Origin of the sequence: Curtobacterium sp. MCLR17_042 (assembly GCF_003234695.1) — a bacterium.
In the GTDB taxonomy this organism is placed as follows: domain Bacteria; phylum Actinomycetota; class Actinomycetes; order Actinomycetales; family Microbacteriaceae; genus Curtobacterium; species Curtobacterium flaccumfaciens.
In genome coordinates this window covers 63,341-90,064 of the sequence record NZ_QKTD01000013.1, presented here as the reverse complement: position 1 = coordinate 90,064, position 26,724 = coordinate 63,341, and the positions used below count along the sequence as shown (strand labels likewise).

At 71.5% G+C, this 26,724-nt stretch carries 21 protein-coding genes; 15 read left to right on the top strand and 6 right to left on the bottom strand.

The annotated features are described in order from the left end of the window. The first annotated feature begins 5 nt into the window (after nucleotides 1-5). Nucleotides 6-1,001, top strand: coding sequence for a thiamine-phosphate kinase (thiL, locus tag DEJ02_RS13440; RefSeq protein WP_111033408.1), 996 nt, complete (start codon nucleotides 6-8; stop codon nucleotides 999-1,001). A 28-nt stretch (nucleotides 1,002-1,029) separates the two neighbouring features. Here thiL and DEJ02_RS13435 read toward each other — a convergent pair whose 3' ends face one another. Further along, the gene (locus DEJ02_RS13435; RefSeq protein WP_027465899.1) at nucleotides 1,030-1,590 is read right to left on the bottom strand and encodes an RsmD family RNA methyltransferase; all 561 of its coding nucleotides are present in this window, start codon (nucleotides 1,588-1,590) and stop codon (nucleotides 1,030-1,032) included. A 97-nt stretch (nucleotides 1,591-1,687) separates the two neighbouring features. Between DEJ02_RS13435 and DEJ02_RS13430 the strand changes: the two genes are divergently transcribed. The 7 genes from DEJ02_RS13430 (at nucleotide 1,688) to DEJ02_RS13400 (ending at nucleotide 10,886) form a co-directional block, all read left to right on the top strand. Beyond that, nucleotides 1,688-3,916 carry an ATP-dependent DNA helicase RecG gene (locus DEJ02_RS13430; RefSeq protein WP_258378736.1) on the top strand — a complete coding sequence of 743 codons (2,229 nt, stop codon included), beginning with the start codon at nucleotides 1,688-1,690 and terminating at the stop codon, nucleotides 3,914-3,916. Nucleotides 3,917-3,954: 38 nt separating this feature from the next. Then, on the top strand, nucleotides 3,955-4,440 hold the full coding sequence (gene coaD, locus DEJ02_RS13425) for a pantetheine-phosphate adenylyltransferase (RefSeq protein WP_111033407.1): 486 nt from the start codon (nucleotides 3,955-3,957) through the stop codon (nucleotides 4,438-4,440). Nucleotides 4,441-4,570: 130 nt separating this feature from the next. Next, nucleotides 4,571-5,143, top strand: a complete 573-nt coding sequence (locus DEJ02_RS13420; protein WP_071405664.1) for a DUF177 domain-containing protein — start codon at nucleotides 4,571-4,573, stop codon at nucleotides 5,141-5,143. A 55-nt stretch (nucleotides 5,144-5,198) separates the two neighbouring features. After that, on the top strand, nucleotides 5,199-5,402 hold the full coding sequence (gene rpmF / locus DEJ02_RS13415; RefSeq protein WP_017888273.1) for a 50S ribosomal protein L32: 204 nt from the start codon (nucleotides 5,199-5,201) through the stop codon (nucleotides 5,400-5,402). Between the two features lie 13 nt (nucleotides 5,403-5,415). Next, nucleotides 5,416-6,141, top strand: coding sequence for a ribonuclease III (gene rnc / locus DEJ02_RS13410; RefSeq protein ID WP_173034235.1), 726 nt, complete (start codon nucleotides 5,416-5,418; stop codon nucleotides 6,139-6,141). A gap of 4 nt (nucleotides 6,142-6,145) precedes the next feature. Next, the gene (gene mutM / locus DEJ02_RS13405) at nucleotides 6,146-7,117 is read left to right on the top strand and encodes a bifunctional DNA-formamidopyrimidine glycosylase/DNA-(apurinic or apyrimidinic site) lyase (protein WP_071405663.1); all 972 of its coding nucleotides are present in this window, start codon (nucleotides 6,146-6,148) and stop codon (nucleotides 7,115-7,117) included. Nucleotides 7,118-7,148: 31 nt separating this feature from the next. Further along, nucleotides 7,149-10,886: an AAA family ATPase gene (locus tag DEJ02_RS13400; RefSeq protein ID WP_111033406.1), complete on the top strand. Its 3,738-nt coding sequence runs from the start codon at nucleotides 7,149-7,151 to the stop codon at nucleotides 10,884-10,886. A gap of 214 nt (nucleotides 10,887-11,100) precedes the next feature. Here DEJ02_RS13400 and DEJ02_RS18510 read toward each other — a convergent pair whose 3' ends face one another. Together DEJ02_RS18510 and ftsY are read right to left on the bottom strand one after the other, a co-directional pair. Further along, a complete protein-coding gene (locus DEJ02_RS18510) occupies nucleotides 11,101-11,259 on the bottom strand; it encodes a hypothetical protein (RefSeq protein ID WP_171907827.1) in 159 nt (52 codons plus the stop codon). A 106-nt stretch (nucleotides 11,260-11,365) separates the two neighbouring features. Next, complete coding sequence (gene ftsY, locus DEJ02_RS13395; protein WP_017888268.1) at nucleotides 11,366-12,235, bottom strand: signal recognition particle-docking protein FtsY; 870 nt, start codon at nucleotides 12,233-12,235, stop codon at nucleotides 11,366-11,368. Nucleotides 12,236-12,452: 217 nt separating this feature from the next. Here ftsY and DEJ02_RS13390 point away from each other — a divergent pair, with 217 nt between their 5' ends. Beyond that, on the top strand, nucleotides 12,453-13,478 hold the full coding sequence (locus DEJ02_RS13390; protein WP_110859106.1) for a TerC family protein: 1,026 nt from the start codon (nucleotides 12,453-12,455) through the stop codon (nucleotides 13,476-13,478). A gap of 78 nt (nucleotides 13,479-13,556) precedes the next feature. Here the strand turns inward: DEJ02_RS13390 and lipA are convergent, their stop codons facing one another. Both lipA and lipB read right to left on the bottom strand, forming a co-directional pair. Continuing rightward, nucleotides 13,557-14,540 carry a lipoyl synthase gene (gene lipA / locus DEJ02_RS13385; RefSeq protein ID WP_111033405.1) on the bottom strand — a complete coding sequence of 328 codons (984 nt, stop codon included), beginning with the start codon at nucleotides 14,538-14,540 and terminating at the stop codon, nucleotides 13,557-13,559. Continuing rightward, nucleotides 14,537-15,268 carry a lipoyl(octanoyl) transferase LipB gene (gene lipB / locus DEJ02_RS13380; RefSeq protein ID WP_111033404.1) on the bottom strand — a complete coding sequence of 244 codons (732 nt, stop codon included), beginning with the start codon at nucleotides 15,266-15,268 and terminating at the stop codon, nucleotides 14,537-14,539. The genes lipA and lipB overlap by 4 nt, the downstream gene beginning before the upstream one ends. A gap of 84 nt (nucleotides 15,269-15,352) precedes the next feature. Between lipB and DEJ02_RS13375 the strand changes: the two genes are divergently transcribed. Continuing rightward, nucleotides 15,353-16,003, top strand: coding sequence for a VOC family protein (locus tag DEJ02_RS13375; RefSeq protein WP_111033403.1), 651 nt, complete (start codon nucleotides 15,353-15,355; stop codon nucleotides 16,001-16,003). A gap of 44 nt (nucleotides 16,004-16,047) precedes the next feature. Further along, nucleotides 16,048-17,598, top strand: coding sequence for a signal recognition particle protein (gene ffh / locus DEJ02_RS13370; RefSeq protein ID WP_111033402.1), 1,551 nt, complete (start codon nucleotides 16,048-16,050; stop codon nucleotides 17,596-17,598). A 338-nt stretch (nucleotides 17,599-17,936) separates the two neighbouring features. Here ffh and DEJ02_RS13365 read toward each other — a convergent pair whose 3' ends face one another. Next, on the bottom strand, nucleotides 17,937-19,076 hold the full coding sequence (locus tag DEJ02_RS13365) for a glutamate--cysteine ligase (protein ID WP_175330811.1): 1,140 nt from the start codon (nucleotides 19,074-19,076) through the stop codon (nucleotides 17,937-17,939). Between the two features lie 119 nt (nucleotides 19,077-19,195). Here DEJ02_RS13365 and aroA point away from each other — a divergent pair, with 119 nt between their 5' ends. From aroA to DEJ02_RS13345, 4 genes are all read left to right on the top strand, one after another. After that, nucleotides 19,196-22,465, top strand: coding sequence for a 3-phosphoshikimate 1-carboxyvinyltransferase (aroA, locus tag DEJ02_RS13360; protein WP_111033401.1), 3,270 nt, complete (start codon nucleotides 19,196-19,198; stop codon nucleotides 22,463-22,465). Further along, nucleotides 22,462-23,640, top strand: a complete 1,179-nt coding sequence (locus DEJ02_RS13355; protein WP_111033400.1) for an acyl-CoA dehydrogenase family protein — start codon at nucleotides 22,462-22,464, stop codon at nucleotides 23,638-23,640. Before aroA ends, DEJ02_RS13355 begins: the two co-directional genes overlap by 4 nt. 83 nt (nucleotides 23,641-23,723) lie before the next feature. Further along, nucleotides 23,724-24,569, top strand: coding sequence for an SDR family oxidoreductase (locus DEJ02_RS13350; protein ID WP_111033399.1), 846 nt, complete (start codon nucleotides 23,724-23,726; stop codon nucleotides 24,567-24,569). Nucleotides 24,570-24,573: 4 nt separating this feature from the next. Then, nucleotides 24,574-26,709: an FAD-dependent oxidoreductase gene (locus DEJ02_RS13345; protein ID WP_111033398.1), complete on the top strand. Its 2,136-nt coding sequence runs from the start codon at nucleotides 24,574-24,576 to the stop codon at nucleotides 26,707-26,709. Nucleotides 26,710-26,724 lie beyond the last annotated feature (15 nt).

Here is a 26,724-nt window from a genome sequence, read left to right as displayed (position 1 = left end):
CTCGTGTGGATGCGACGGACGACGCCTGGGCCGGACCGACGGTGGGGGAGCTCGGCGAACTCGTCGTCCTCGACCGGATCACGAGTCGCCTGCCCGCGGGAACGCCGATCGTCGGCCCCGGAGACGACTGCGCGGTCGTGGCCGCCCCCGACGGCCGCTTCGTCGTGACGACGGACATGATGGTGCACGGTCCGGACTTCCGGTGGGCGTGGTCGTCGCCGACGGACATCGGCTGGAAGGCGGCCGCCACGAACCTCTCCGACGTCGCCGCGATGGGTGCCGTGCCGAGCGGCCTCGTGATCGCGCTCGCCGCACCGCAGGACACCCCCGTGGCCGTCCTCGAGGGCATCGCCGACGGCTTCCGGCTCGCCGTCGACGCACTCGCGCCGGGGTGCGGGGTCGTCGGGGGAGACCTCTCCACCTCGGCGACGTTCACGGTGGCCGTCACCGCCTTCGGCGACCTGCTGGGCCGCGCGCCCGTGCTGCGGTCGGGTGCGACCGTCGGTGACGTGCTCGCGGTGTCCGGCGAGCTCGGACGTGCCGCCCGTGGGCTGTCCCGGCTGTTCCGCGACGGCGTCGACGGCCGGGGCGAGCCGGACCGTGCCGCGACGGTCGCGAGCGGCGCGGACGTCGACCCCGACGTCGGACGCCAGCGCCGCCCGGAGCCCCCGATCGCCGACGGGCCGCTCGCGGCCGGGGCCGGGGCCACCGCGATGCTCGACCTGTCCGACGGCCTGGCGATCGACGCCGGTCGGCTCGCCCGTGCCAGCCGGGTGACGCTCGAACTCGATGCCGCCACCGACCTCGACGAGGTCGCGCTGCACGGTGGCGAGGACCACGGACTGCTCGCCACGTTCCCGGCCGACGCGGTCCTGCCCGGGGGCTTCCGGCGCATCGGTGTCGTGCGGGAGCGCGGCGACGCGGACCTGCTGCGCGCCGGTGCCGCGGTGCCGACGACCGGCTGGGACCCCTACGCCGACTGGGACGGCGTCGCCGGCTGACCCTGCTGATCCGGTTGCCCCCGCTGCCTCAGCCGGCGGCGACGGCCTCCCACGCGACGGTCTCGCCGTAGCTGCGCTTGCTGAACGGCGCGAGCCCCGCCGGCCAGGTGGGCTCGGGGGAGCGCTTGCTCCGCTCGACCACGACGACGGCATCCGGCGTCAGCTTCGGCGCCAGGGCCTCGAGCACCTCGGCGAGCTCGTGCTCGGTGACGTCGTAGGGCGGGTCGATGAACACCAGGTCGAAGGTGCGGACGGTCCCGCGCAGGTACCCGAGCACCGGCTGCGGCTGCACGTCGATCCGGACGCCCGGCACCCGCTGCTGCACGGCCTTCGCGTTCGCCCGGCAGGCCTGCGCGGCGGCGGATGCCCGGTCGACCAGGACCACCTCGGCCGCACCGCGGGACGCTGCCTCGAGCCCGAGCGCGCCCGTCCCCGCGTACAGGTCGGCCACTGACGTGGCCTCGACGAGCCCCCGAGCCTCGAGCGACGAGAACAGCGCCTCGCGCACGCGGTCGCTCGTCGGGCGGGTGCCGGACTTCGGCACCCGGAGCGTCAGGGAGCCGGCGGCACCGGCGATGATGCGGGTCATGCAGCCACCGTATCGGCCCGGCGGGTCCGGTCCGGTGTTCTCCACAGGCCGCTCGGGAGGCACGGGTGGGGTCGGTCGTGCCCGGTACCGTTGGAGCGTGGTCACCTCCGGAACCCCCGCTGCGCCGGCCGCGCCCGACCTCGGTCCGGCGCCGCTCGACGCGCGGCTCGCGAACGTGCTCGGCGGTCGGACGGCGACCGCGATCGAGAAGGCCTTCGGCTACCGCACGGTGGGGGAGTTCCTCGAGCACGCGCCCCGCCGCTACGCCGAGCGTGGTGCACTGACGGCCCTCGACTCGCTCGCGATCGGCGAACCCGTCACCATCGTGGCCGAGGTCGTCGACGTCCGTGAACGCACCATGCGCGCGCGCCGCGGCTCGATCCTCGAAGCGAAGATCGGCGACGGCAAGGGCCTGCTCACCCTCACGTTCTTCAACCAGGGCTGGCGCACGAAGGACCTCGTCCCCGGCGCGCGGGGCATCTTCTCCGGCAAGGTCAGCGACTACCGGGGTGCCCGGCAGCTCGCCCACCCCGACTACGAGCTGTTCGACCCCGACGACCCCCGCGCCACGGCCGAACCCGGTTCCGACGAAGCGATCCGCTGGTCGCGCCAGCCGATCCCGATCTACCCGGCGACGGCCTCGCTCACGTCGTGGCAGATCGCGAAGTCCATCGGGATCGTCCTCGACACCCTGCCGGACCTGCCCGACCCGGTGCCGGCGTCCGCGCGGTCCCGGCTCGACCTCGTGCCGTTCCGCCGCGCGCTCGAGCTGCTGCACCGCCCCGAGAAGGTCGCGGACTTCAAGCGCGCGCAGGACGCCCTGCGCTACCGCGAGGCGTTCGTGCTGCAGACCGCCCTGGTGCAGCGCCGGATCGCGGCCCGTCGCACCGCGGCCACCCCCCGCGTGGCCGCCCCGGGTGGCATCCTCGAGCGCTTCGACGCCACCCTGCCCTTCACGTTGACGGACGACCAGCGGGCCGTCGGTGCCGACATCGACCAGGACCTCGCCCGCACCTGGCCCATGCACCGGCTGATCCAGGGCGAGGTCGGGTCCGGCAAGACCCTCGTGGCGATCCGGGCGATGCTCACGGTGGCCGAGTCCGGCGGCCAGTCCGCGCTCATCGCCCCGACCGAGGTGCTGGCGGCCCAGCACCTGCGCTCCATCGTGAAGTTCCTCGGGCCGGACCTGGCCGCCGAGCTCCGACCGGTGATCCTGACCGGGTCGCAGTCCACCGACGAACGTCGCCGGGCCCTGCTCGCCGCGGCGTCGGGCAGCTCACGGCTGGTCGTCGGCACCCACGCGCTCCTGGGGGACCGGGTGGACTTCGCCGAGCTGGGGCTCGTGGTGGTCGACGAGCAGCACCGCTTCGGTGTCGAGCAGCGCGAGGCCCTCCGCACCAAGGGCACGACCCCTCCGCACGTGCTCGTGCTCACCGCGACGCCGATCCCGCGCACCGTCGCGATGACGGTGTTCGGCGACCTCGACGTCTCGACCATCACGGGCATGCCGTCGGGGCGCGCCGGTGTCGAGACCTTCACTGTCCCGCTGGCGGAGCACCCCGGGTGGGAACCCCGGATCTGGTCCCGCATGGCCGAAGAACTGGCCAAGGGTCGCCAGGCGTTCGTCGTCTGCCCGGCCATCGACGACGCCCACACCGAGGAGGACGGCGAGCCGGAGCCGGCCGAGGGCGAGGACGACACCCCGAAGCGTGCCCCGGCGACCGTGCTCGCCACCGCCGAGCGGATGCGCACCATGCCCGTGCTCGACGGGCGCTCGATCGCGGTCCTGCACGGCCGGATGACCGCCGACGAGAAGGACCGCGTGATGACGTCCTTCGCCGCCGGCGACCTCGACGTGGTCGTGGCGACCACCGTGATCGAGGTCGGCGTCGACGTCCCGAACGCGGCGATGATGGCCGTCCTCGACGCCGACCGGTTCGGTGTCTCGCAGCTCCACCAGCTCCGCGGCCGCATCGGTCGCGGGCAGTGGGCCGGGGTCTGCCTGCTCGTCACCTCGGCCGAGCTCGAGACGACCTCGCGCGAGCGCGTCGACGCCGTGGCCGCCTCGGACGACGGGTTCGAGCTCGCCCGGGTCGACCTCGAGCTCCGGCGCGAGGGCGACGTCCTGGGCGAACGGCAGTCCGGAGGTCGGTCCTCGCTCAACCTGCTCCGGGTGGTCGAGCACGCCGACCTCATCGTCGACGCGCGCGGAGAAGCGGAGCGCGTGCTCGAACCCGATCCCGAGCTCGAGGGGTCCCCAGCCCTCCGCGACGCCCTCGCCCGGCGTCTCGACGAGTCCGACGCGGCGTTCCTCGGCAAGAACTGACCCGGGGGCACAGCGTCGCGGGCGGTATCGTCGCTGCCATGGCGCAGATCGCGGTGGTCCCCGGTTCCTTCGACCCCGTCACCCTCGGGCACCTCGACGTCATCGGCCGCGCCGCCGGGCTCTTCGACGAGGTCCACGTCCTCGTGGTGCACAACCCCGACAAGAAGCCGGCGATGTTCGAGGCGGTCGACCGGGTTCGGCTCATCAAGGACTCGCTGATCGAGGTCGGCGCGCCGGAGACGGTCACGGTGGGCGAGTGGACGTCCGGGCTGCTGGTGGACTACTGCCGGCAGGTCGGGGCGAAGGTCCTGGTGAAGGGCGTGCGGTCCGGCGAGGACGTCGCGTACGAGACCCCGATGGCCATCATGAACCGCCACCTGGCCGACGTCGAGACGGTGTTCCTGCTGCCCGAGGCGTCGCGGGCGCACGTGTCGAGCTCGCTGATCCGCCAGGTGTCGTCCCTCGGCGGTGACGTCACGCCCTACGTGCCGAAGACGGTCGCCGAAGCGCTCGCGGCCCGCTGAGCACACCCGCTGAGCACGCCCGCCCAGTCCGCCCAGCACGCGCACTGCGCCCCACCGCGTCCGGACACGCCTGTCGCCACCTCGACTCTCGGCCCCGATCGCGCTAGGCTTGTCGATCGTGTCTTCCCCCGTGAACAGCCCCTACGCCCTGCGCGTGCGCGACCTCGCGCACCGGCCGGGTGAGATGCGCGAGCACTCGCTCGACATCGAGGTGCCCGACGCGATGGGGGCCGGTCTGATCGGCGTCCGACAGGGTGCCGAACTGCACATCGACGTCAAACTCGAAGGCCTGCACGAGGGCGTCCTCGTGTCCGGACACGCTTCGGCCGACGCCACGGGGGAGTGCTCGCGCTGCCTCATCGACATCAGCGAACCGATCGAGGTCGATTTCGCCGAGCTGTTCGCGTATGATGCCTCGGAGGATTTCGACTTCTTCGTTCGCGATGACCACGTGGACACCGAACAGGTCGTTCGAGATGCGGTGGTGCTGTCGCTGCCGTTCCAGCCGGTCTGCCGACCGGACTGCCCAGGACTCGACCCGGTGACGGGCGAGCGTCTGGCCGACCTCGGCGAGCAGCCCGCTCGTCAGGTGCTGGATCCCCGCTGGGCAGCGCTCAGCGCGATCGAGCTCGACGACAGCACCGACGGTGACACCACCGCACCGAAGACCACCGAGGGCGAGGAGCGGGCCGAGACCGAGTAGGTCCCGACACCGCCAGCCCCCGTACCGACCACCGACCAACCGAAAGAGATTCACCATGGCCGTTCCCAAGCGCAAGCAGTCCCGTGCGAACACGCACGCCCGTCGTTCGCAGTGGAAGGCCACGCCGATCCAGCTCGTGAAGACGATCGAGAACGGTCAGGTCACCTACAGCCTCCCGCACCGCGCGAAGGTCGTCGAGGACTCGGCCGGCACGCCCCTGTACATGGAGTACAAGGGCCGCAAGGTCGCCGACGTCTGATCGGACCGAACGCATGACGACAACGTCCGGCGCTGCGGGGTCTCGCCCCGCGGGGCCGGACGTCGTTCGTCTGCAGGGCATCCTCGGGGCCGACATCGACCTCGAGCTGCTCCAGCTCGCCCTGACGCACCGCTCCTACGCCTACGAGCACGGGGGCATCAAGCACAACGAGCGCCTCGAGTTCCTCGGGGACTCGATCCTCGGCCAGGCCGTGACCGTGAAGCTCTACCGGTCGTTCCCCGACCTCGACGAGGGTGACCTCGCCAAGCGTCGGGCGAGCCTGGTGTCGACCGTGGCGCTGGCCGAGATCGCCCGGATGATCGGGCTCGGCCGCTACCTGCGCCTCGGCAAGGGCGAGGAACAGACCGGCGGCCGAGACAAGTCGTCGATCCTGGCCGACACCGTCGAAGCCGTCATCGGCGCGACGTACCTGTCGGCCGGTCCCGACCCGGCGACCGAGCTCGTGCTCCGTCTGGTCGAACCGCTCATGATCGACCCGGACCGCTTCGGCGCCGCGATGGACCCGAAGACGAGCCTGCAGGAGCTCGCCTCGAGCCGCTCGCTCGGCAACCCGGCGTACCGCGTCACCGAGACCGGCCCGGACCACGACAAGACCTTCATGGCGACGGTCGTCCTGCAGGGCGAGGACATCGCCACCGGCACCGGGTCGAGCAAGAAGGCCGCCGAGATGGCCGCTGCGCTCGACGCCTGGACCCGGTTGTCCGGCCGAGCGGCCTGACCGCGTGCCCGAACTCCCCGAGGTCGAGGTCGTCCGCGCCGGCCTCGAACCCGCCGTCAGCGGCGCGCGGGTCCTGCACGTCGACGTGGTCGACGACCGTGCCCTCACCCGGCACGACGGCCCTGCCGAGGACTTCGCCGACCGACTGACCGGTCGCACGATCGCCGCCGCCGTCCGCCGGGGCAAGTTCCTCTGGATGCCGCTGCAGCCCGAGCACGACGGGGACCGCCCCGAGGCACTCGTCGCCCACCTCGGCATGAGCGGGCAGATCCTGCTCGGCCGTGGTCGACCGGCGGCCAAGCACCGTCGGATCCTCATCGACGTGCAGCCCGCGGGCACCGACCGCTCGGGTGCGGCGGAGCCCCCGGTGGAACTCGAGTTCGTCGACCAGCGCACGTTCGGCTCGATGGCGATCGACGCGATGGTGCCGACGATCGACGGTGCTCCGGCCGGGTTCGGCGGGCAGGTCGACGCGATCGACCCCGATGCCGTGTGGCGCCGCTGGGTGCCCGGGCAGGTGTCGCACATCGCCCGTGACCCGCTCGACCCCGCGTTCGACGACGACCGGTTCACCGCGATGGCCCGGAAGCGTTCGAGCGGCATCAAGCGGGTGCTGCTCGACCAGGGCGTCGTGAGCGGCATCGGCAACATCTACGCCGACGAGTCGCTCTGGGCCGCGAAGCTGCACTACGACCGCGCCGCCGACCGCCTCACCCGTGCCGACCTGCGACGACTGCTCGACGAGGTCCGCGCCATCCTGCGCCGGGCGCTCGAGGACGGCGGCACGAGCTTCGACGCCCAGTACGTCAACGTCAACGGGCAGTCCGGGTACTTCTCGCAGCGCCTGAACGTCTACGGGCAGCAGGGGAAGCCGTGTCCACGCTGCGGCACGACGATCGTGCGCGAGGCCTTCATGAACCGGTCGAGCCACATCTGCCCCGTGTGCCAACCCCGTCCCCGCGCCCGCACGCGTTAGCCTGACGCCAACCTGAGCATCCGGAGACCGCATGTACTTGAAGAGCCTGACCATCAAGGGGTTCAAGTCCTTCGCGCAGCCGACGACGTTCGCGTTCGAGCCGGGCGTGACGTGCATCGTCGGCCCGAACGGCTCCGGCAAGTCGAACGTGGTGGACGCCCTGGCCTGGGTGATGGGGGAGCAGGGGGCGAAGACCCTGCGCGGCGGCAAGATGGAGGACGTCATCTTCGCCGGCACCTCGACCCGCGGCCCGCTCGGTCGGGCACAGGTGCTGCTGACCATCGACAACAGCGACGGCCTGCTGCCGATCGAGTACTCCGAGGTGACGATCGCGCGCACGCTGTTCCGCAACGGTGGCAGCGAGTACGCCATCAACGGCGAGAACTGCCGCCTGCTCGACGTGCAGGAGCTGCTGAGCGACACCGGCCTCGGCCGTGAGATGCACGTCATCGTCGGGCAGGGGCAGCTCGACAAGGTGCTGCACGCCACCCCGGAGGACCGCCGCGGCTTCATCGAGGAGGCCGCGGGGATCCTGAAGCACCGTCGCCGCAAGGAGAAGACCCTCCGCAAGCTCGACGCGATGCAGACGAACCTGACCCGCCTGTCCGACCTGGCCGGTGAGATCCGGCGGCAGCTGAAGCCCCTCGGGCGCCAGGCCGAGGTCGCGCGCAAGGCCCAGTCGGTCGCCGCGGTCTTCCGCGACGCCAAGGCCCGCATCCTGGCGGACGACGTGGTGCGCCTGCGCCGCGAGCTGCACGACCACCAGGAGGTCGAGGCGGGCCGCAAGTCCGAGCGCATCGTCCTGACCGAGCGGCTCGACCAGACCCGGGTGCGCCAGCAGCACGTCGAGCAGAGCATGGTCGGCGACGACGTCGACCGCGCCCGCACCGTGGTGCACCGGCTCGAGAGCGTGCAGGAGCGCCTCCGCGGCCTGTCGAGCCTGGCGAACCAGCGCCTGATGTTCCTCGCGCAGCAGGCCGACGCCCCGCAGCAGGGCCCGACCGTCACCCAGGAGCAGGTCGCCGGGGTCCGTGCCGAGGCCGACCGCCTCGCCGCCCGCGCCGACGAGATGCAGGGCGGCTCGGCGACGACCGCCCGCGCGGTGCAGGACGCCCGCGCCGCGCTGGACGCCCTCGACGAACGCATCGCCGCCCAGGCAGCCCGGGTCTCGCAGCACGACCTCGAGGCGCAGCGGCTCGCCAGCGCCGTCGACGTCGCCCGGTCGAAGCGCGGTTCCGCCGTCGCCGACCGCGAGCGGCGGGAACGGGCACTGGCCGAGGCCGGGGAGCGTGCCGAGCGTGCCGCGGCGGCCCTCGCCGAACTCGGCGTCGACCCGTCCGAGGGCGTCGACGAGTCCGCGCTCGCGCAGACCCTGGAGCAAGCGCGCGCCGAGCTCGAGCGGGCCCAGACCACGCGCGACGAGCAGCGCGACCGCCTCCACGCCCTCGAACGCGAGCGGGACGCCCTCGACGCCCGGGTCACCGCGCTCGGGATGTCGATCGAGGTCCGCGACGGTTCGCAGGCCCTGATCGACGCCGGTCGCGCGGGCATCGTCGGTCGCCTGGCCGACACCCTGACGGTGTCGCCCGGGTTCGAGGCCGCGATCGCCACCGCGCTCGAGGGACTCGCCGACGCCGTCCTCGCGGACGACCGCGGTGCAGCGCTCGACGCCGTCGACCACGCCCGCGCTGCTGACCTCGGCCGGATCGACGTCGTCGTCGCGGACGCCGCGTCCGTCACCACCGCCCTGCCCGAGACCCTGCCGGCCGGCGTCCGCCGTGCCACAGACCTGGTGCAGGGACCGCCGGCGCTCGCGTCGATCCTGCGGGACACGCTGGTCGCGGAGACCGACGACCTCGACCTGGAGGCGGTGCTCACGGCCGCCCCGCACGCCACGGTGGTCACGCGGTCCGGCGACCTCGTCCGCGCGGTCCGCGTGACCGGCGGCGGGGAGCGCGTGACCTCGCGCATCGAGCTCGTCGCGGAGCGCGACGACGCCGTGACGCGCCGCGACGCGATCGCGACCGACGCCGAGGACGCGGCCACGGGCCTCCAGGCCGCACGCAGTGCCGTCGAGGACGCACGCCGCCGTGCGGACGAGGCCGACGCAGCATCCCGCGCGTACACGCGGGCGAAGGCCGAGTACGACCGCACGAGTGCGTCGACGCGGGCGAAGGCGGAGAACGCCGCGGCCGAGGTCGAGCGGCTGCGTGCCGCGCTGGCCGAGACCGACGGCGCCGTCGAGACCGCCGAGGCGGTGCTGGCCGAGGCCGAGTCGGCGCACCGGGCCTTCACCGAGCAGGAGCGTCCCGTGGTCGACGCCTCCGAGCGTCCCGCGCTGCAGGACGCGCTCGAGGCCGCACGCGCCGCCGAGGTCGAGCAGCGGATCCAGGTCGAGACCGTACGCGAGCGGGTGCGCGCCGAACGGAACCGCGCCGACCAGCTCGAACGCCAGCTCGAGACCGAGCGCGCCGCTGCCGAGGAAGCCGCGCGGCTCGCCGTCATCCGACGCGGCCAGATCCGGACCGCGGAAGCCGTGCTCGCCGACCTGCCCGGGGTGCTCGGTGCGGTCGACCGTTCGCTGGCCGAGGCCCGGGTGCAGCTGGCGACGGAAGAAGCCGAGCGGTCGAAGCGCAACACCGAGCTGCAGACCATCCGCAACGAGGAGCGCGAGCTCCGGGACCGCCTGCAGACCATCACCGACGGCGTGCACTCGCTCGAGATGGAGATCTACGAGAAGAAGCTGCACGTGTCCGGCGTCCTCGACCGGGCGCAGAGCGAGCTCGGCCTGACCGAGGCCGTGCTGGTGGCCGAGTACGGGCCGCACGTCCCGGTGCCGGTCGACGTGCTCGTGGACCCGCGGGTGCGCGCGCGGAAGCACCGTGAGGCGGAGCGCGCAGCCGCGGCCGCCGCGGCCGAAGTCGCGGGCGTGACCGAGCCGGAGGCACCGGAGGAAGCAACTGCAGAAGCGGGTCCCGACGCCGACGACCTGACCCTCGTCGACGCCGAGTCCACGCTGCCCGGCGGCCCCGCCCTGCCCGAGTTCGACACCACCGACGAGGTCGACCCCGCCGACGTCGAGACCGTGCCCTACGTCCGTGCCGAGCAGGAGCGCCGACTCAAGGCCGCCGAGCGCGACCTCGGACAGCTCGGCAAGGTGAACCCGCTCGCGCTCGAGGAGTTCCAGGCGCTCGAGCAGCGGCACGCGTTCCTCGCCGAGCAGCTCGAGGACCTGCAGAAGACCCGGACGGACCTGCTGACGATCATCGACGAACTCGACACGAAGATGCAGACGATCTTCGAGTCCGCGTTCAACGACACGAAGGAAGCGTTCGACGTCATCTTCCCGATCCTGTTCCCGGGCGGCTCGGGGTCCATCAACCTGACCGACCCGACCGACCTGCTCGGCACCGGGATCGACGTGCAGGTGAAGCCCGCCGGCAAGAAGATCGACCGCCTGACCCTGCTGTCCGGCGGCGAGCGGTCCCTGGCGGCGGTGGCGCTCCTCGTCGCGATCTTCACCGCGCGGCCGTCGCCGTTCTACATCATGGACGAGGTCGAGGCGGCACTCGACGACGCCAACCTCGGCCGCCTGCTGACCGTGTTCGAGCGGCTCCGCGAGTCGTCCCAGCTCATCGTCATCACGCACCAGAAGCGGACGATGGAGATCGCCGACGCCCTGTACGGGGTGTCGATGCGGCAGGACGGCGTCTCCGCCGTCGTCGGGCAGCGGGTGCAGAAGCGCGAGCCGGCGGACGCGGTCGCCTAGGCGCCCGAGATTCGCACCCCGTTCCGCGAAAGCGACAGATCTCCGCCGACAGCTCGCGGCGATCTGTCGCTTTCGCGGGAATCGCCTCGGGCCGGTACCGAGATCTGTCGCTTTCGGAGAGCCGTGGGCGTCACCACGGACAGACGGGAGGCGCGGTGCCAGCTGGCACCGCGCCTCCCGTCTGTCAGGTGCATCCGGACAGGACGCCGGGTCGCTACGCGCGACCGCGGATCGTCCGGAGCAGCCAGCCGATGACCGCCAGCAGGATGAGCACGATGCCCACCCAGAGCAGGAACTTCAGCGCACCGACGAAGATGCCGCTGAAGAGCAGGACGAGGCCGACGATGATCGCGATGATCAGCAGTGCGGGCATGAGGGTCTCCTATCCCTGGAACGAGACCGAGCAGATGCCCGGACCGTCAGGGACGCTACTCCTCGGCGTGACGACGCGTTCGCTCAGCCGACGGGGCCGCCTTCGCTCAGCCGACGAGGTTCTGCACGAACACGTGCGGCGTGAAGCCCGTGAGGTCGTTGATGCCCTCGCCCTGCCCGATGAGCTTGATCGGGATACCGGTCTTCTCCTGCACGCTCAGCACGAACCCGGCCTTGGCCGAGCCGTCGAGCTTCGTGATGACGAGGCCGGTCACGCCGGCGCCCTCGATGAAGGCCTGGGCCTGTGCGAGGCCGTTCTGGCCGGTCGTCGCGTCGAGGACGAGCAGGACCTCGCTGATCTCGGTCTGCTTCTCGACCACGCGCTTGATCTTGGTGAGCTCGTCCATCAGGCCGGCCTTGGTGTGCAGCCGCCCGGCCGTGTCGATGACGACGATCTCGGTCTGGTCGCGGATCGCCTTCTCGACGGTCTGGTACGCCACCGACGCCGGGTCCTGCCCGGGCTGCGACGGACGGACGACGTCGACCCCGGCGCGCTGGGCCCAGGTGGCGACCTGCTCGACCGCCGCGGCGCGGAACGTGTCCGCCGCCCCGACGAGCACCGTGCGGTCGTAGGTCTTCAGGAACTTGGCGAACTTGCCGATCGTCGTGGTCTTGCCGACGCCGTTCACCCCGACGACGAGCACCACGGCGGGCCGCGCGCTGAGCTTCAGGGTGGTGTCGAGCTTGGAGAGCCGTTCCTCGAGGACCTCGCGGAGCATGCGCTGCAGGTCGGCGGGGTCGGTCGTGCCGTACCGGTCGACGCGGGCGTGCAGGTCCTCGATGATCTCCTCGGAGATGTCGGGCCCGAAGTCGGCGCCGATGAGGGCGGTCTCGAGGTCCTCCCACGTGGTCTCGTCGATCGTCTTGCGCTGGAAGAGGCCGCGCAGCCGTGTGGACAGTGACCAAGAACTCGCCATGCTCCCAGCTTAGAGCGCGGCACATGTCCGCTGTGCCCGGTATGCTCGGGATCACGAAGGGGAGTATTCCCTCTCGGTGACCCCGTCAGTACGGTCCGGAACGATCCGGCCCCGGGGCGCCGGTCGTGCGGCACCGGTTCCGGTGCGGGGCGACGGAAGAGACCTTCAGGCCTCGGCGTACCCACACATCAGCGGCGCGCCCTACCTGAAGGAAACCGTGGACGTCCCACTCTTCGTCTGGCTCATCACGATCGCCGGCATCCTCGCGCTGCTGGTGTTCGACTTCTACTCGCACGTCCGCACGCCGCACGTGCCCCACATCCGCGAATCCGCGTTCTGGTCGGCCTTCTACATCGGGCTGGCGATCCTGTTCGGCATCGGCATCCTGGTGTTCGGCGGCGGGCAGGCCGGTGGCGAGTACTTCGCCGGCTGGCTGACCGAGAAGGCGTTGTCGGTCGACAACCTCTTCGTCTTCCTCATCATCATGTCGAGCTTCGCGGTGCCGAAGGAGTTCCAGCAGAAGGTCCTGCTGGTCGGCGTCGCGATCGCGCTCGTCGCCCGCGGCGTCTTCATCGCCCTCGGCGTCACGATCATCGAGAACTTCTCGTGGGTCTTCTACCTCTTCGGTGCGCTGCTGTTCTGGCTCGCCTGGTCGCAGGCCCGCAGCGGCAACGATCACGGCAGCGAGGGCGAATCCCGGCTCATCCGGATCCTCAAGCGCATCATCCCGACGTCGGACCACTACGACGGCGACCGCCTGACCACGCGCGTCGACGGCAAGCGGCTGTTCACCCCGATGCTGCTCGTCATGGTCGCCATCGGCCTGACCGACGTGCTGTTCGCGCTCGACTCGATCCCCGCGATCTTCGGGCTGACGCAGGACGCCTTCATCGTGTTCACGGCGAACGCGTTCTCGCTGCTCGGTCTCCGGCAGCTGTACTTCCTGATCGCCGGCTTGCTCGAGCGCCTCATCTACCTGGGTCAGGGTCTGGCCGTCATCCTGGCGTTCATCGGTGTGAAGCTCGTCTTCCACGCCATGCACGTCAACGAGCTGCCCTTCATCAACGGTGGCGAGCACATCGAGTGGGCGCCGGAGATCCCGATCTGGTTCTCGCTGGGCTTCATCGCGCTGACGATCGCGGTCGCCACGACCGCGTCGCTGGTGGTCTCGAAGCGCCGGCAGGAGCGCGGGCTCACCCCGACCGGCCAGCCGAAGGAGTCGGTCGAGGCCGACGCGAAGTAGCCGTCACCACCTGACGGACAGGAGGCGCGGTGCCAGCTGGCACCGCGCCTCCCGTCCGTCCGGGCGTCGTCCGGAGCGTCAGACGGCCTGGCGACCAGGGGTCGCGTCGAGCAGGTGGGCCAGGTGCTCGGGAACCGAGCCGCCGCGGGCCACCGTCGCCCGTGCCCAGAGCCGGCCCGCTCGGTACGACGACCGGACCAGCGGTCCGGCCAGCACTCCGGCGAAGCCCATCTGCTCGGCGACCTGGCGGAGCTCGACGAACTCCTCCGGCTTGACCCAGCGCGCGACCGGCAGGTGCCGGGGCGACGGTCGGAGGTACTGCGTCAGCGTGATGATGTCCGTGCCCGCGTCGTACAGGCGCTGCAGGGCGTCCTCGATCTCGATGCGATCTTCGCCCATGCCGAGGATCAGGTTCGACTTCGTGACGAGTCCGGCGTCGCGGCCCTGGGTGATGACGTCCAGTGAGCGTTCGAACGTGAAGGCCGGCCGGATCCGCTTGAAGATCCGCGGCACCGTCTCGACGTTGTGGGCGAAGACCTCGGGGCGGGCGTCGAACACCGGGCCCAGCTGGTCCGGTCGTCCGTTGAAGTCCGGCACCAGGATCTCGACGCCGGTGCCGGGGGAGTGTTCGTGGATCGCCCGGATGGTCTCGGCGTAGAGCCAGGAGCCGCCGTCGGGCAGGTCGTCGCGGGCGACGCCGGTCACGGTCGCGTACCGCAGGCCCATCTCCGCCACGGAGTCCGCGACCCGGCGGGGCTCGTCGCGGTCGAGCGGTTCCGGCTTGCCGGTGTCGATCTGGCAGAAGTCGCAGCGACGGGTGCACTGTGAGCCGCCGATCAGGAAGGTGGCCTCGCGGTCCTCCCAGCACTCGAAGATGTTCGGGCACCCGGCCTCCTGGCAGACCGTGTGCAGCTGCTTGTCGCGCACCAGGCTCGACAGCTCGCGGAACTCCGGACCCTGCGTGGCACGGGTCTTGATCCACGCGGGCTTCGTCTCGATCGGGGTCTCGGCGTTCCGGGCCTCGACCCGGAGCATGCGGCGGCCTTCGGGGGCGAGGGTCATACGAGGGTCTCCTGTCGGGCGGACGCGGTGCTGGTGCTGGTGCTGGTGCTGGGGGCAGTCGTGCTGATCCGGCTGCCGTTGTGCATCCCGTCGACGGCCTGTTGGACGCGCTCCGCGACGAGGGGCGCGAGGTCGTCGACGGTCACTCGAGCACGCCCCACGTGCGCCGCCGCGGCGCTCAGCGTCGTGACCCCGGCGTCCGCGATGCCGCACGGGACGATCGCGGCGTAGGCGTCGAGGGCGTTGTCGCAGTTGATCGCGATGCCGTGGCTCGTCACGCCCTCGGCGACGTGCAGGCCGATCGCACCGACCTTGGCGGCGGGGGAGCCGTCCGTGCCTGGCACCCATGCGCCGCTGCGATCCGTGACCCGTTCGGCGTGCACTCCGACGGCAGCCGCGGCGTCGATGACGACCTGCTCCAGGTCGCGCACCCAGGCGACGACGTCGAGGGGTTCGGCGAGCCGGACGATCGGGTAGGCGACCAGTTGCCCCGGCCCGTGCCAGGTGATGCGTCCGCCACGGTCGGTGTCGATGACCGGGGCGCCGTTCGTCGGCAGGTCGGACGGTTCGGTGCGGCGTCCGGCGGTGTACACGGACGGGTGCTCGCAGAGGACGACGGCCCCGGGGGAGCGGCCGGCGACGACGTCGGCGTGCAGGTTCCGCTGCAGGGCGAGGCCGTCCGCGTAGTCGAGCAGGCCGTGGTGGCGGACGATCTCGAGTTCCGGCATGCGGCGAGCGTACGACAGTTTCTGGACGGCGTCCAACAACCGGGTGCTTGACCTCAACAATGATTGAGATGGTCCGATGAGGACATGGACATCCGACAGGTACAGCTCGCCACCCGATCGCTCGCCGACACCGCCCGGTTCTACGAACGACTGGGGTGTCCGGTCGAGATCGTCGACGCCACGGTGCGCGTCGTGGTGGGGTCGTCGCTCCTCGTGTTCCGCGAACTGCCGGAGATGACCGGAGCCCTGCACCTGGCGATCACGATCCCCACGGGGACGTTCGACGCGGGCAAGGCCTGGATCGCCGGACTGACGACGGTGCTCGGTACCCACGACCAGGACGAGTTCGAGGGACCGCCGAACTGGAACTCGCGGTCGGTCTACTTCGAGGGGCCCGACCAGCAGCTCCTCGAGCTGATCGAGCGGCGGGACCTGCCCGTAGACGTGGGCGAGAACACGGCTGTCCCGCTCGTCTCCGTCAGCGAGGTCGGCGTCCCGGTCCCCGACGTCCTCGGCGCCGTCGAGGCCCTGCGACGCGCCGGTCTCGAGCCGTACGCCAACCCGCCGGGGGAGTCGTTCTCGGCGGTCGGCGACGTGGACGGTCTCGTGATCCTGGTGTCGCCCGACCGACGCTGGTTCCCGACCGGTGACCGGAGCCCGTCGAGCGCCCCGGTGGTCATCGACGTGGGGCTCGGGGCACCGCTCGAACTGACCGAGGGTGTCCTCCTGCGGTGAACGGACCGGTGCCGTCGGCGGGAGCCTTGTAGAATCGACGGATCATGGCGCAATTCGGTTCACTCTCCGATCGGCTGACCGAGACCTTCCGCAATCTGCGGAGCAAGGGTCGGCTGACTCCGTCCGACGTCGACGGCACCGTCCGCGAGATCCGGCGGGCGCTCCTCGACGCCGACGTCGCGCTCGACGTCGTCAAGGCGTTCACCGCATCGGTGCGCGAGCGTGCCCTCTCCGACGAGGTCAACCGCGCGCTCAACCCGGCGCAGCAGGTCGTCCAGATCGTCAACGAGGAACTCGTCGGCATCCTGGGCGGGCAGCAGCGACGGCTCGAGTTCGCGAAGAAGCCGCCGACGGTCATCATGCTCGCGGGTCTGCAGGGTGCCGGTAAGACCACCCTCGCGGGCAAGCTCGGCAAGTGGCTCAAGAAGGACGGCCACACCCCGATGCTCGTCGCGGCGGACCTCCAGCGTCCGAACGCCGTGCAGCAGCTGCAGGTCGTCGGCGAGCAGGCCGGCGTGCACGTGTTCGCGCCCGAGCCCGGCAACGGTGTCGGCGACCCGGTCAAGGTCGCCAAGAACGCCATCAAGGCCGCGATCGACCAGCAGTACGACACCGTCATCGTCGACACCGCCGGTCGACTCGGTGTCGACGCCGAGCTGATGAAGCAGGCCGCGAACATCCGCAAGGCCGTCGACCCGGACGAGGTCCTGTTCGTCATCGACGCGATGATCGGTCAGGACGCCGTCAACACGGCCCGTGCGTTCCAGGAAGGCGTCGACTTCACCGGTGTCGTGCTCTCCAAGCTCGACGGTGACGCACGCGGTGGTGCCGCCCTGTCGGTGGCCAGTGTGACCGGCCGCCCGATCATGTTCGCGTCGACGGGTGAGTCGCTCGACGACTTCGAGCCGTTCCACCCGGACCGCATGGCGAGCCGCATCCTCGACCTCGGCGACATCCTGTCCCTCATCGAGCAGGCGCAGGGCGCCTTCGACGAGGAAGAGGCGCGCAAGGTCGCGGACAAGATCGCGACCGACAACTTCACGCTGAACGACTTCCTGCAGCAGATGCAGCAGCTCCGCAAGGCCGGCTCCATCAAGGGCATGCTCGGCATGCTCCCGGGAGCCAAGGGCATGCGCGAGGCGCTCGACAACTTCGACGAGCGCGAGATCGTCCGAACCGAGGCGATCATCCAGTCGATGACGCCCCAGGAGCGCGAGCTCCCGAAGCTCCTGAACGGTTCGCGCCGTCTGCGCATCGCGCGCGGTGCCGGATCGACCGTCACCGAGGTCAACGCGCTGGTCAACCGCTTCGAGCAGGCCGCCAAGATGATGAAGACCGTCGCCCGCGGTGGCGTGCCGCAGATGCCGGGCATGGGTCCGATCCCGGGCATGCACGGCGGCAAGAAGCAGCAGCAGGGCGGCAAGAAGAAGTCGAAGGTGGGCAACCCCGCCAAGCGCGCAGCCCTCGCGGCCGGCGCGGCGGCTGCGCCGCAGCAGGCTCCGCAGGGGTCCGGCCTCGGCCTCGGCGGCGCCAAGGGCGGCAAGGCACCGACCGAGGAAGAGCTCGCGTCGCTGCAGAAGTTCCTGGGTCGCTAGTCGCGACCACCTGACGGACGGGAGGCCCGGTGCCAGCTGGTACCGGGCCTCCCGTCCGTTCGTGGTCCCGTCGCGACGTTCCTTCCCATCGCACGCGCGATGGAAAGTGGAATCGGGCGTACCTGGTCGAAAGAAACGACCCGGTACGCCCGGATCGACCAGGTATACCCGGATCGATTAGGTGGGTGGGCGCGGACTGGACGCGGGGGTCGCGCCGCGACGTTCCTTCCCATCGCACGCGCGATGGAAAGTGGAATCGGGCGTACCTGGTCGAAAGGAACGACCAGGTACGCCCGATTCGACCAGGTGCGCCCGATTCGGGGGCGGGCCGGTCGCGGCTAGAGCGCTTCGCGGAACTCCGTCACCAGGTGGCGGACCACGGCGCGCAGGTCGCCGCCGTTCTCCTGCGCGACCTGCAGCTGCCGCTGGTACGAGGCGCCGCGCTCGATCATCGTGTCGAGGTGGTGCAGTTCGTCCTGGCAGCCGAGCCGTTCGGCGATCGGGTCGAGCCGCTGCACCAGGTCGTGCACCTCGTCGGTCACGAGCCGCTCGTCGCCGGCGACGTTCGTGATGATCTCGGCCTCCATGCCGTAGCGGGCGGCACGCCACTTGTTCTCGCGGATGAACCACGGCTGCATGGTGGGCAGGGTCTCACCGGCGTCGAGCCGGTCCGAGCAGGCGGTGACCAGGCACTGCACGAGTGCGGTGACGGCGCCGACCTCGTGCAGGGTCGAGATGCCGTCGGAGACCCGGTTCTCGAGGGTGCCCCAGCCGGGCGAGGGGCGGATGTCCCAGCGGAGGTCCTTCACGCCGTCGATGACGCCGGTGTGCGTGAGGTCGCCGACGACCTCTTCGAAGTTCGCCCAGGCGCCGAGCTGCGGCGGGAGCCCGCCGGTCGGGAGCTGCTGGAACATGAGGGCGCGGTTCGAGGCGTACCCGGTGTCGGTGCCGCCCCAGAACGGGCTCGACGCGGTGAACGCCTGCAGGTGCGGGACGTAGGCGAGCATCGCGTTCATGATCGGGACCGCCTTGTCGCGGTCGTCGATGCCGACGTGCACGTGCACGCCCCAGATGAGCATCTGGCGTCCCCACCAGCGGGTGCGGTCGATGAGGGTCGTGTAGTGCTCGCTGTCCGGGGTGATCTCCTGCTGGTCCCACACCGCGAACGGATGCGTGCCCGAGCACATCACCTGGGCGTCGAGCGGCTCGGCGGCGTCGATGACCTCGCCGATGATGCCGGACAGCTCGCTCGTCGCAGCCCCCACGCGGTCGTGGACGCTCGAGACGACCTCGACCGTGTTGGTCAGCAGCTCCTCGGTGACGCGGTCGTGGTCACCGAGCCGCTCGTGCACGGCGGCGATGACGGCGGGGGCGCGGGGAGCGAGGTCGCCGGTCGACCGGTCGACCAGGGGGAGTTCCCACTCGACGCCGATGGTCGACGGGCGGGACTCGGTGAAGCGGATGTCCATGCCGTCCATCCTGCCCGGGTCCTTGTCGGACACGCACAACGAAGCGTTGTCCCGATCGTGCGGATCGTCCTGCAACTAGTTCCACTGTGGGCGTACCGTTGAAATGTTCCTACAGGGAAGAGGTACGCATGCAGTTGGTGGTGCGCGGGACGAACGCCCCGCTCGTCGGAGAACTCGACATCCCGGTCTCGAAGTACCACGCGCACCGCGCGCTGGTGCTCGCGTCGCTGGCGAAGGGGACGAGTGTCGTCTCCGGGGTGAGCGCGACGCGACAGGTGGAGTGGACCGTGGGCACGCTCCGCGCGCTCGGCGTCGACGTCAAGCGTCGTGGGAACGCGTACCACGTGACCGGACTGGGCGGCCGGTACCAGGCCACCGACGTCGTGGACCACGGTTCGCGCGGTGCCGACGGGCTGCTCAACATGGGGTCCTCGGGCACCACGCTCTACTTCATGACCGGGCTCGCCTCGCTGGCCGACCGCCCGATGACCCTGTCGGGCATGAAGTACTTCCAGCGCCGGCCGATCAAGGCGCTGCTCACCTCGCTGACGCAGATGGGGGTGGAGCTCGAGGCGACGAACGACTGCCCGCCCGTCACCGTGCAGCCGAAGCGTCCGCGCGGCGGCGACGTGACGATCGCCGGCACCCTGTCGCAGTGGGTGTCCGGGCTGCTGCTGGTGGCGCCGTTCGCCGAGCACGAGACCCGGATCCACATCACCGGCGGGCGGCTCAACGAGCAGCCCTACGTCGAGCTCACCGTGCGGATGATGCGGCAGTTCGGCCTGACGGTCGAGGTCTCCGACGACTGGCTCGAGTACCGGATCCCGGCGGGCCAGCAGGCCACCCCGCACGACTACGTCATCCCGCCCGACATCGGCTCCGCAGCGTTCGGCATCGCGGCGGCCGGCACCCGCGAGTCGAACGTGCTGCTGCGGGGCATGACGGCCACGACGACGGCCGAGACCGACCACCCGGAGAGCGAGTTCCTGGACCTCGCGACCGCGATGGGTGTCCCGATGCGGATCGACGAGGAGACCGGCTTCGTCCGGATCGAGCACGACGGGTCGCCGCTCCGGCCGCTCGACGTCGACTGCCGTCCGATCCCGGACCTGCTGCCCGTGCTGTCCACGATGGCCACGTTCGCCGAGGGCACGAGCCGACTGTGGAACGTGGCGCACATCCGGCTGAAGGAGTCCGACCGGGTCGCGGCGATGCTCCAGCTGAACCGGATGGGCGGCCGTGCCGAGCAGGGTGCGGACGAGCTGCGGGTCACCGGTGTCGGTGCGGCCGGGTTGCACGGAGCGCCGATGTCCTCGTTCAACGACCACCGCGTGCTGATGTCCCTCGCGGTCGCGGCGTCGAGTGCCGACGGGGTGTCCGGCCTGACCTACCCGCGTGCCTACCGGATCTCCTACCCGACGTTCCTCGAGGCGATGAACTCCGTCGGGCTCGACATGTCCGTCGGCGACCGGCTCGCAGCCCAGGTCGCGCGGGACGACCGGATCGACGCCGCCGAGGCCGACGGGGTCCGCACGCACCTGGGCACGCCCCTCGAGACGTCCGCGGCGCCCGAGCCAACAGAGCAGCCGCTCGCGCAGCCCACCGCGCAGCCCACCGCCCCGCAGCACGCCGCGCAGCCCGCCGCCCCGCAGCCCACCGTCCCGCAGCCCGCCGTCGCCGTGCCCGAGCTCGCCGGCGTCGACGCCGACCCCCTCGTCCTGAGCGAGCGGGTCCGCGCCCTGTCCCAGACCGACCCCGACGGCCTGGCTGTGATCGAGGTCGGCGGTGCGACGCCCGTGAACACCACGTGGAGGGAGCTGCAGGACGAGGCCGACCGGGTCTCCGCCCTGCTGCTCGAACTCGGCGTGCGCACGGGTGAATCCGTCGCGATGCAGCTGCCGAACTGGCGCGAGTTCGTGTCGATCACCCTCGGTGCGATCCAGATCGGCGCCGTCGCGACCCCGATCATGCCGGTGTTCGGTCCCCGCGAGACCACGATGACGCTGGCGCGTTCGAAGGCCCGCGTGGTCTTCCTGCCGAATGTGTTCCGGAAGCGCCGTCCCGCGCTCGAACTCCTCGACGTCATCGACGAGGCCGCCGCGCAGGACCGCCGCCTGTCGCTCGAGCACGTCATCGTGCTCCGCGCCGAGGCGCGCGGGCAGGGGGACACCCCGACGAACCAGCCGCCGCTGCCCGCCGACGCCCTGGAACGGGTCGTGGCGAGCGACTGGCACTGGCGCTACTTCGAGAACGCCCTCGCCGCCGTGCACGTCGACGTCGACGAGATCGCGTCGCACGCTCCCGGCCCGGACGACGTGTGCCAGCTGCTCTTCACCTCCGGCACCACGGGGGAGCCGAAGGGCGTGCAGCACCCGCACCGCACGCTCGGGCTCGCGACCGCCATGCACGTGGCGCAGTCCGGGCTGACCAGCGCCGACCGCATCTACATCCCGTCGCCGCTCGCGCACCAGACCGGGTTCCTGTACGGCATGCTGCTGGCGTTCCGGCTCGGTGCCCCGCAGGTCATCCAGCCGGTGTGGGACGGCCGGGTCGCACTCGAGCAGGCGTTCGGCGTCGCCCGGGCGTCCTTCGTGCAGTGCGCGACGCCGTTCCTGACCGACCTCGTCGACCTGGTCGAGGCCGGTGCTCCGCAGCCCGAGTCGCTCCGGATCTTCGTGCCGACGGGCGCTGCGGTGCCCCGCGCACTGGCCCAGCGGGCGAGCACGGTGCTCGGCAGCGCCATCCTCGGCGCCTTCGGGACGAGCGAGACGTGTCTCGGGGCCCTGTCCAGCCCGAGCGACGACCCCGCCGACGCGTACGGCCACGACGGCCGGGCGCTGCCGGGCATCGCGATCCGCATCGTCGACGACGCGGGGATCGAGCTGCCCGCCGGGACCGAGGGCAACTTCGAGCTGCACTCGCCGACGATGTTCGCGGGCTACCTGGACCGTCCGGACCTGACCGACGACGTGTTCACCGCGGACGGCTGGTACCGGACCGGCGACCTGGCGAAGGTCGACGAGAAGGGCTTCCTGTCGATCACCGGACGCGTGAAGGACGTCATCAACCGCGGCGGCGAGAAGATCCCCGTCGTCGAGATCGAGAACCTGCTGTACCAGCACCCGCTGGTCACGGACGTCGCGATCGTGGCGATGCCGGACGAGCGGCTCGGCGAGCGTGCCTGCGCCTGGGTCGTGAACGCCCGCGCGGACGAGCCGCTCGACTTCGCCGGGATGCAGCAGTACCTCGACACGGCCGGCGTGAGCAAGTACTACTGGCCGGAGCGACTCGAGTACACCACCGAGCTGCCGCGCAACGCGGTCGGCAAGGTCCAGAAGAACATCCTGCGCGAGCAGGCGGCCGCGCTCGTCGCGACGAAGGAGAACGAGACACGATGACGATCGTCGAGCAGACGAGCACGGGCTTCGACGAAGCCGCCTTCCAGCAACTCAAGGCCGAGGTCACCGAGTGGGTCCGCGGCCCCGGCGAGGAGTGGGCGGACGAGATCGAGCGCACCGGCCGGGTCGCCCCCGAGCTGTTCCAGGAGCTCAAGGACAACGGGTGGCTCAGCCTCGCCGCCCCGACGGAGCTCGGCGGACGGGCGATCCCCTTCTCGCGGTACCTCGAGATCATGGAGGTCGTCTCCCGCTCGCACGCCTCCATCCGCATGCTCGTGCACGTCATCAACGGCACCTGGCGCGCGATGGCCCCCTACGCGACGCCGGAGCAGATCGAGCAGGTCGTCAAGCCGTCCGTCGCCGGTGACACGCTCGTCGCGTTCACCCTGACCGAGGCCACCGCGGGCACCGGAGCGGACATCCGCACGACGGTCCGGCGCGAGGGCGACACGTACGTGATGAACGGCGAGAAGCACCTCATCACCTTCGGCGTCAAGGCCGACCACTGGCTCATCGCCGCCCGTCTCGAGGGCACGAGCGGCCAGGACGGCACGGTCGCGTTCCTCATGCCGAACAACGGGCTGCCGGGCACCGAGGTGATCGACGACTCCGACACGATGGGCATCCGCGGCACCGACCACGCGATCCTGCGCTTCACCGACGTGCCCGTGCCGGCGAGCGCACTGCTCGGCGCCGAGGGGCAGGGGCTCGAGGTCGCGCTCGGCGGCTTCCTGCTGCCGAGCCGGGTGTCCGTCGCGATGAGCGCCGTCGGGCTCGCGGAGCGGGCGAACGAGCTCGCCGTCGAGTACGCGAACAAGCGCGAGACGTTCGGCAAGCGGCTCTCCAGCCGCCAGGCGATCCAGTTCTACCTGGCCGAGAACTACGCCGACATCGCCGCAGCACGCGCCCTGGTGCTCGAGGCCGCTCGCGCCTACGAGGACGACCGTCCCGACGCCGGCACCCTGTCCAGTGCCTCGAAGATGGTCGCCGTCGACATGCTCGCCCGGGTCACCGACAAGGCCCTGCAGGTGCACGGCGGGCAGGGCTACTGGAAGCGCAACGCCATCGAGCGCGTCTACCGCGACGCACGCGCGCAGCGCTTCGAAGAGGGCACCAACGAGATCCAGAAGCTGATCGTCGGCCGCGCCGTCGTGACCGGCAAGGCCGGGTTCTAGACCACAACCAACCACCGGACTGGAGGCCCGTGGCGGGCCCGCCCCGCGCCTCCCGTCCGTCCCCACGCACGCAAAGGACCGCAGTGACCGACAGCACCAACGCACCCATCGCACTGATCACCGGCGCTTCGCGCGGCATCGGCCGCCTGCTCGCGCAGAAGCTCGGCCAGCGCGGCGTCACCGTCGTGGTGACGTACAAGGGCAACGCCGACCTGGCCGAGGAGTCCCTGGCCGACGTCAAGGCGGCCGGCGGCGACGGCATCACGGCGCAGGTCGACATCGAGCAGCCGGAGTCGATCGACGCCCTGTTCGACCTGGTGCGCGACACCTACGGACGCCTCGACATGTTCGTCGCGAACGCCGCCGCCAGCGCGTTCAAGCCCGTCGCCGACCTCAAGCTGCACCACCTCGACCGCAGCTACGCCACGAACGCCCGCTCGTTCGTGCTCGGCGCTCAGCGCGCCGCGGAACTCATGGACCGGGGTGGCCGCATCGTCGTCGTGACCTCGTACGGGTCACTCCGGGCGTTCCCGACCTACGCCGCACTCGGTGCCGCCAAGGCGATGAGCGAGGCGTACATGAAGTACATGGCGGTGGAGTTCGGTCCGCGTCAGATCACCGTCAACGCGGTGAACGGCGGCCTCATCGACACCGACTCGCTCGAGTACTTCTACACGAAGGTCCCCGGCCAGGCGCCGATGGACACGGTGCTCGAGAAGCTCCCGCTGCAGCGGCCCGGGACGGCCGACGACATGGCCGATGCCGTCGACTTCCTGCTGTCGGACAAGGCCGGGTACATCACCGGGCAGGTGCTCTCGGTCGACGGCGGGCTGACGGTCATCGCACCGCCGTACTGGTCGGACACGACGTCGCCCCTCCGCGACGCGGTGCTGCCAGCCGACGCTCCGGCCGCGGACCCCGCAGAATAGGCGCATGAGCAGCGTCGCTTCCGCCCCCGTCGTGCCGGAGTCCCTCCGGACCGTCGCGTCACCATGGACCCTCGGCCCCCTGCACCTGGCGAACCGGGTGGTGATGGGGTCGATGCACACCGGGCTCGAGGTGCACGACGACGGCGGAGCCGGCATGGCCGCCTTCTACCGCGAACGGGCGGCCGGCGGGGCGGCGTGCATCATCACCGGCGGCATCGCGGTGAACGACGAGGCCCGCGGCGGTCCGGACTTCGCGGTGTTCGGCGTCGGGGGAGCCGACGAGCGGTTCCGGGTGGCGGTCGACGCCGTGCACGACGAGGGCGGGACGATCCTCGCGCAGCTGTTCCACGCCGGGCGGTACGCGCTCGCGTCGGGCATGGTCGACCGGCACGGTGACCCGCAGCGCGTCGTGGCGCCCTCGGCCCTGCCGTGGGCGGCCGCCCGCGGGGTGGTGCCGACCGAGCTGACGTCGACCGAGGTCGAGCGGACCATCGAGGACTTCGCCGCCGCGGCCCGCACCGCCCGCGCGATCGGGTTCGACGGCGTCGAGATCATGGCGTCCGAGGGGTACCTGATCAACCAGTTCCAGTCGCCGCTGACGAACCTGCGCGACGACGAGTGGGGCGGCGATGCGGCACGGCGTCGGCGCTTCGCGATCGAGGTCGTCCGGGCCGTGCGCGCCGCGGTGCCCGAGCTCGCCGTGACGATCCGGCTGTCCGGCGCCGACCTGATGCCCGGCTCGTCGACCGAGGACGAGGTCGACGCGCTCGTGCACGACCTGCTGCCGCTCGGGCTCGACGGCATCTCGGTCGGCATCGGCTGGCACGAGTCCCGCACCCCGACCGTGCAGGCCTCGGTGCCGCACGGGGCCTGGCTGGCGTACGCGACACGGATCGCCGCGGTGGTGCGCGCGTCCCCGTACCCGGACGTCCGCGTGATCGCCTCGAACCGGATGACGGACCTGCGCGACGGTGAAGCCGTGCTCAGTGACGGCCTGATCGACGCCGTCGCGCTCGCCCGGCCGTTCCTCGCCGACCCCGCCATCGTGTCGCGTTCGCTCGCGGGCGGGTTCGCCCTGGTGAACACCTGCATCGGCTGCAACCAGGCGTGCCTCGACCGTTCGATCATCGGCGCACCGGTGTCCTGCCTGGTGAACCCCCGCGCCGCCCGCGAGGTCGCGTTCCCCGCCCGCCCGACCACCGACCCGAAGCGCGTCGACGTCGTCGGTGGCGGACCGGCCGGGCTCGCCGCCGCGGTGGACGCCGCCCGCCGGGGCCACGACGTCACCGTCTGGGAGGCGTCCGACCGCCTCGGCGGCCAGTTCGGTCTCGCCGCACTCGTCCCGGGCAAGGAGGACTACGCCGCCACGGTGCGGTCCGCCCGCGCCGAGCTGGCGGAGCGGGGCACCACGATCCACCTCGGACGCCCGGCGACGGCTGCGGACCTCGTCGACAGCGACGCCGTCGTGCTCGCGGCCGGGGTGGTCCCGCGGAGCATCGACGTCCCCGGCAGCGACCTGCCGCACGTGCTGTCCTACGAGCAGGCACTCCACCAGGGGGTCCCCGAGGGCACCGTCGCGATCATCGGCGGCGGTGGCATCGGCGTGGACACCGCGGCGTTCCTGACCGAGTCGCCCGACGAGGTCGTCCGGGCCGGCGAGTTCGCGGCCCGCTGGGACCTCGACGTGTCCGAGGAGCTCGTCGGCGACGTGCCGCAGCGGCTCCCCGCGGCACGGCGCACCACCCGACCGGGGTCGCAGGTGACGGTGCTCCGGCGTTCGGGCAAGTTCGGCCAGGGGATCGGGATCACCTCACGCTGGGTCGCGATCGGTCGGCTGCGGGACGCCGGGGTGCGGATGGTCGGCGGCGTGCAGGAGTACCTGCGCATCGAACCCGGGGTGCTCTGGATCCGCGACGAGCACGGGGGCGAGGTCGGCGTGCCGGCGGACACCGTCGTGGTCTGCGCCGGGCAGGAGCGCGCGACCGACGCCGAGGGTGACGCGCCTGACGGACTCGTGACGGGCCTCCAGGCCGCCGGCGTGCCGTACGCCGTCGTCGGCGGCGCGCGGGACGCACGGAGCGTGGACGCGGTCCGGGCGACGTCCGAGGCCCTCGAAGCGGTGCGCCGCCTCGCGCCGTAGCGAGTCGGCTCGCAT